Origin of the sequence: Shewanella algicola (assembly GCF_014648035.1) — a bacterium.
GTDB lineage: Bacteria > Pseudomonadota > Gammaproteobacteria > Enterobacterales > Shewanellaceae > Shewanella > Shewanella algicola.
In genome coordinates this window covers 1-6224 of the sequence record NZ_BMQI01000097.1, presented here as the reverse complement: position 1 = coordinate 6224, position 6224 = coordinate 1, and the positions used below count along the sequence as shown (strand labels likewise).

General features: G+C 38.3%; 5 protein-coding genes and 1 tRNA gene. 5 read left to right on the top strand and 1 reads right to left on the bottom strand.

What is annotated here, in order from left to right; genetic code table 11:
- The first annotated feature begins 597 nt into the window (after positions 1-597).
- A complete protein-coding gene (locus tag IEY42_RS21435) occupies positions 598-2157 on the top strand; it encodes a right-handed parallel beta-helix repeat-containing protein (RefSeq protein ID WP_188927226.1) in 1560 nt (519 codons plus the stop codon).
- An 875-nt stretch (positions 2158-3032) separates the two neighbouring features.
- Here IEY42_RS21435 and IEY42_RS21430 read toward each other — a convergent pair.
- Positions 3033-3106 (bottom strand) — tRNA-Met (locus tag IEY42_RS21430).
- Positions 3107-3248: 142 nt separating this feature from the next.
- Between IEY42_RS21430 and IEY42_RS21425 the strand changes: the two genes are divergently transcribed.
- The 4 genes from IEY42_RS21425 (at position 3249) to IEY42_RS21410 (ending at position 6034) form a co-directional block, all read left to right on the top strand.
- Positions 3249-4484: a site-specific integrase gene (locus IEY42_RS21425; RefSeq protein ID WP_188927225.1), complete on the top strand. Its 1236-nt coding sequence runs from the start codon at positions 3249-3251 to the stop codon at positions 4482-4484.
- Positions 4485-4502: 18 nt separating this feature from the next.
- Positions 4503-5396 carry a hypothetical protein gene (locus IEY42_RS21420; protein WP_188927224.1) on the top strand — a complete coding sequence of 298 codons (894 nt, stop codon included), beginning with the start codon at positions 4503-4505 and terminating at the stop codon, positions 5394-5396.
- Positions 5397-5478: 82 nt separating this feature from the next.
- Positions 5479-5736, top strand: a complete 258-nt coding sequence (locus IEY42_RS21415; protein ID WP_188927223.1) for a helix-turn-helix transcriptional regulator — start codon at positions 5479-5481, stop codon at positions 5734-5736.
- Entirely contained in the window at positions 5729-6034 is a 306-nt protein-coding gene (locus IEY42_RS21410; RefSeq protein WP_188927222.1) for a hypothetical protein, read from the top strand. The genes IEY42_RS21415 and IEY42_RS21410 overlap by 8 nt, the downstream gene beginning before the upstream one ends.
- Positions 6035-6224: the final 190 nt, after the last annotated feature.

Here is a 6224-nt window from a genome sequence, read left to right as displayed (position 1 = left end):
TATCCTTAACTCTCAATAGAGTACGTGTTGATAAGCAGTTACACAAAATTAGTTACAGTCTCACTTTTAAGGATGTCAAAATTCGCAAAACAGCACCAAACATGCTCATTTGGCTGGTCCAAGATTACATGGGGCCATTGTTAATGTGCTTAAGTTGGTACCTGACATAATATTATTAAGGTTAGAACAAAACTGAATGTATTTACGTTTGTGATTAACTTCAAAATGAGACATTGCTGTTGAGACAATGCCCCATTAATACTTGTTGCGCGTTAGCGAACATGAAGAATGCTCGATACACCATCATGATTAGGGAACACTCAATTGTCCTGCGGGATCTGTTTCGAACAATGTTTTGCTAAGAGAGGCTCGATGAGTTGCAATTGCTAATGTCTAAATTATAAGCTGTTGATTTTATTGGGTGTAATTATGTGATGAATGCTACGGTTTTCCACCATCTTTTGGTTAATATTAAGCTATTCCCATTTGGAATGAACTTTTTGATGAAGTAAATTCATACGCCTTCTTATGCTGGGGGGAATCTCCATTGCGAAAAATTCAAATGCCCTAGTAACCATAAAATTTTAAGGATAATTTATGAAAAATGCATTAGTACTATTAAGTATTATTCTAATGCTTGCCGGATGTGGATCATCAGGTAGTGATTCTAAGCCAGATCCAGTTGTAGATGATATTGTAATAGTTGATGGTGACAATGATAGTAGTGGTGGAGATGACGCCAGTGTTACACCAACATGCACCCATTCGGATATAAGTGGTGGAGTAATTGTAGATAATCTAGTTACTCTTCAAGATGCTTTAACAGCCGCAAGTAATAACGGTGTCGATGATGTTATTTATGTTGAGTCTGGCACATATGCGGTTACTGATACATTAACTTATGATGCCAAAGGATCCTTAGAAAAAATTTCAATCATTGGATGCGGCTCTGATGCCGTCGTATTTGATGGTCAAAATTCTACTCAAGTATTTCACTTCATGAAAGATGGCATAATAGGTGACGATTGGGCAACGAATGATATTTATATTGGCCCATATCCATCAGCTGAATTATCAGGTCTGTCAGTAGTAAATGGTTTATGTGATCCATCGGTCTGTAATAATAGTGGTAAAAGTGGCATAGCTTTATTTGAACGATACCACCTTGATGTTAAAAATGTTAATTTTTCAAATAATTTTACAGAAGGAGAAGGTGCTGCAATTAATGGCGTAGTTGATATTACAGTTAAAGATTCTACATTTGATAGTAATCGAACATATAGCGGTTTTGGTGGTTCAGCCATTTCTGCTTCTGGTGTAATTGATATTGATAACTCCACTTTTACTAATAATGGATTTAGAGCTGTTTATCGCGGTATTAGTGCAGAAGTTAATTCTTGTCAGGATCCTGTGACTATTAACAACTCAAAGTTTGATGGTAACGGCACCCAAGTATTATATGTACTGTATTACGGTTGTAAGGATACAGACGTTGGTACTGTAAATATAATTGATTCTGAATTTAATAATAACCATGGTTCTGCGATGATTGTTCGTGGTGGTAACCTAACTGTTACTGGATCTGATTTTGACAACAACCGTGGCGGCTATAGTATAGCATATTTAGAGTCAGATTGTGTTTCTCATGACTTCGATTGTGTTTGGGGCGGGGTAATTGGATACGACAAATGGATGCGTTCTCGCGGGCAAGTAATTATCGACGATAGTAACTTTACTAATAACCAAGCAGCTGATTACGGGGGCGTAATCGATATGTTAGGCTCTGCAGACTGTACTGTTTCATCTGATCCTCAGTATGCTGGTTGTTCTTCAATTGATAAAATATATAGTGCTGAAACATATGATTTAGTCATTAATGATTCAGTATTTGTAGGTAATGAGTCTCATAGAGGCGCAGTTATCTCAGTAGCTAAAACTGAACTAGCTAAAAGCTTCCAAAATGGTAATGTTTATGTTGGGAATTCTTTGTTCAGGAATAATGTTGGTGTTTCTAATGTAGGTTCAACAACTCCACATGATGAAATAGAAACTTCAATTATTGTTACTGGTGGTGATTTAACATATACAGGTTTGACTATGGAGAATAATGTAGCTGATGTTGAGTTGAACATTAAAGGTTCAATAATCGAACTGTAACATTATAAGAAATGGAGCGATCTAATCAATGATGGATGTCTTTTTTATCACTTAGTTTGTTTTGGTTGAAGAGAGGTTTTTACTAATAGCATTTCAGTATGTTTTTTCAACAAAAGCAAAAGCAGAAATTAAAAAGGAATCCAATCCATCCATCACCTAAATCCTCGTTCGCTGGGCCTGGCTCATTAGTCAGGCCCTAGAACACCCCATCACACCTTGCACTGACTGATCTCTAACCTTAATTTTCCCCGCTAATTTTTTGTCGGCGTCGACGCTCCTGTCACATGCCTGTCTTCGCTTCTGAATTTAGGTGACATTTAGCCCAGTTTAACTGCATTTTTGCATTTCCCTTGACGGTGACGGTGCATTTCAGTGGTTACGTTCTGGGTTACGATTCGACGACAACAGCAGATGGATTAAATTCTGTAATTTGACTAAGAGGACGCGAAGCCTGATTGCATTTTCTATTAAGGTTTGCAGTCCGGTTTTATTGATGTGATTGCAGCGGCTCTATTCACTCGACTTCATCCCTTAATAACCATCAAATTGCTTCTAGTTCGGCTAGTAGTGGCAGAGTTAACGATATGAGCATGAATATCAGTCTGTGGTTTATTGGCTGCTACTGGCGCCTAGAGTGGTGATTGTATTTCGTAGTGAGATTAATGATTTTGATTACCGAGTTCAGTTCATAGGTGAGTATGAGGGATGTTGCTCAGTATGTAATTACAGGTAAAAATTTAGGGCTGTGGGATTTTGCTGAGACTTTTCTAAGGTAGCTAAGTCTGGCCTGTTACCGTATATAGACAGGAGTACAGGAGGTAAATTCCAGACATGAAAAAGCCGCTTAGATTTCTCTAAGCGGCTTATCAATAATTTGGTGGCCCCTCCCAGACTCGAACTGGGGACCTGACGATTATGAGTCTAATTTTTAGCTAAACACCAGTGAACCTTAATGCACTTCGATATATCTTGATTGCCTCTTAAGGTTATGATTTATAGTTGTTTAATTTGCTTCTCTTGTTCACTGTAATTCATCGCGTAACTTGGTTATACTTTCAATCTGCTACATATTTGCTACACAGGATTGAACGATGGCTATTTTGGCAAAAATAAATGCGACCTCGATAAAGAACTTAACTATTGATGATAAGCGCCTAAACGATACTGAGATTAAAGGCTTTCATGCTCGAATTTCTGCTAAGGGTGCTATCTCCTATTATCTATTTTATCGACATAATGGAAAGCAGGTTAACTTCCTTTTGGGTAAGGGGAGTTCAATCACACCTACTCAGGCTCGCGATATGGCAAAATCTCAAGCGGGTAAAGTTGCATCGGGTATCAATGTTCAATCAGATAAGAAAGTTGCCAAAGCTAAAGAGCTAGCCAAAAAATTTAACAAGTTCTCTGTTTATGTCGAAGAGAAGTATCACCCTTGGCTCATTGCTAATAGCACTCGAACAGCCGACCAAATCAAAAGTGTTTTACTTAACAATTTTAAAGAACTCGCTGATATGCAGTTATCAGAGATTTCAGCATGGCACATTGAGCAATGGCGCACTAAAGCCAAAAAGCTCAATAAAGCTGAAGCAACCATCAACTATAACGTGAACACCTTAAAAGGGGCTTTGAGTCGAGCTGTTGAGTGGGGAGTTATAGACTCTCATGAGTTAAGCAAAGTGAAGGCTTATAAGCTCGACAACAACAGAACTCGCTATCTAGACCCATTAGAAGAGAAAGCTCTGTTAAGTACATTGACCGAACGTGACAAGCTAATAAAGTTAAAGCGTTTGAGTGCTAATGAGCATAGGCAAAAGCGCGGTTACCCGCAGCAACCATGCCTTAGCAGTCATACCTACGCAGATCACATCGAGCCAATTGTCATCCTTGCAATGAATACAGGTATGCGAAGAGGGGAGATTTTATCGCTCAAATGGTCGAACATAGATTTTTCAGTAAAAGTGTTAACTATTAAAGGTGAATCGGCAAAGTCTGGTAAAACTAGGCATATCCCACTAAACAATGCAGCCTTCAATGTGCTGACCAAATGGCGTGAGCAAAACCCGTTTACATCTTTTGTATTTGAAGGTAATGAAGGGAAGCCATTAACCGATTTTAAAAAAGGGTTTGCTAAGGTGGTTGAAGATGCAGAGTTACAGGACTTTCATTTTCATGATTTGAGGCATCATTTTGCTAGTCAATTAGTGATGAAGAGTGTTGATCTAAACACGGTGAGAGAGTTACTTGGTCATGCAGATATGACGATGACATTAAGGTATGCTCACTTAGCACCAGAGCATAAAGCGGCAGCGGTAAACTTGATTGGTTAATACAAGTAAGGGAATGACTTGAAAGCATATTATCGACTATCAGAATTAAATGAAATTTGTGGGCTGTCTGATGCGGATATTCAGTATTTAAGCACAGATACCGAAGTATCATTTTGCCTATACTGCAAATCAACAGATGTGCTGATTGGCGGTTGGGTAAAGGGTAAGTTTAGCTGTTTCGGCCAAGCGAAGTATGCAGGGCTTATTTCAATGACCAAAAATCAGCAAACTGAATTGTTTGAAAAAAGCAAAATATATGTCGGCAGTTCGACCATATTGCAACAAAACAAAATTTCCCATTATTCGACCGACTACCCGTTCACTGTTGAGGTGCCAAATACCGTTATTGAAAAATGGTTAGCTACACCTTTTGATAAGATCCCTTTCGAATACATGCCTTTTTACTTTTATCCTCAAGAGCGTACTAGCATTTTAAAAGAGTTTGAAAACATGTGTAAGGGCGTAGCAAGTAGCAGGGGTACATCAACGCCCTGTGAGCCTCCAAAGCCACTTAAGAAAGAGTTATTTCATCATAGCCAGAGCTTTACGCTAGATGATGCCTGCATCACTTCAGAAGAGCTTAAGAAAGCTAATCGCTATTTTTCACGCAATATTTGGAAAAATTTAGAAGATGATGAGCCTAAACAGATCGCGAATTCAACTCAAAAAAATAGTCGCCCTATAGACCTTTTATTGCAGACGATGCTTGAGCTATACCCTGATGAGCAAGCAAGTCAGATTTGGAATCGGCTAGGAGAAGATATTTTGAATGATCCTAGACAGTATGATACTGAAGAAATTATTGATGAAATTGGTAATGATATATTGTACTGGTTCGACAAAAGGTCTGAGCTTAAACAGATGAAGAAAAAGAGCTTTTATAATTTAATACGGGAACTGAAAAAAACTTAGTCCTAGCACTCCTAAAAGGACTCCTAGGACTAAAAACGCCTTTTAAAGTCCTCCATGAACTTAAACGTACATGGAGGCAAACATGCCAACAGCAATACCCACCGCAGAAACCAAACGCGCACTATCTGAAATAGAAACAGCCGAATATATCGGTATGAGTCGCTCTTTCTTACGTCAGTCACGTATGGAAGGTAATCGCGATAACAGAACCCCAGCTCCACCATTTATAAAAATTGGTCGTGCAGTTCGTTACCTAAAGGAAGATTTAGACTTATGGCTTGATAGCTTTTATCGCATGGAACACTTAGGGAAAAGTGTAGCTGGTGCTAAACATGTCTAAGTTAACAAAAGAGCAAAATCGATTTTTAATTTGGCTTTCATTAAATGGCAATCACTTTGAAATTTGCCGTGAAGTAGGCAATTCATACCGAAAAACAAACGGATTAGATAGTTACGTTAGCAAGCATGGCCAGAGATATAAGTTTGATATACGTACACTCATTAAACTTGTTAAAGAGGGCTTAGTTACCAGTGAGATATTATTTCCTTATGGTATTAAACACGAGCATTACTTTCTGACTGAGCAAGGGGTAGATTACGTATCTAAACTCAATTTTGGAACTTGCTCAAATGGATAAGTTTCGAAGGAACAGCTTTGTTAAGGCAATGGATAGTGGTGATGAGGTTCTATCACCCTATTTGTTTAAAGTGGAAAGTGCTGATGCCGCTTTTATTTCTAGGAGACTTTCGGTTTTCCCTAATTTGAGAGACTGTAACTAATTTTGTGTAACTGCTTATCAAAACGTACTCTATTGAGAGTTTAAGATA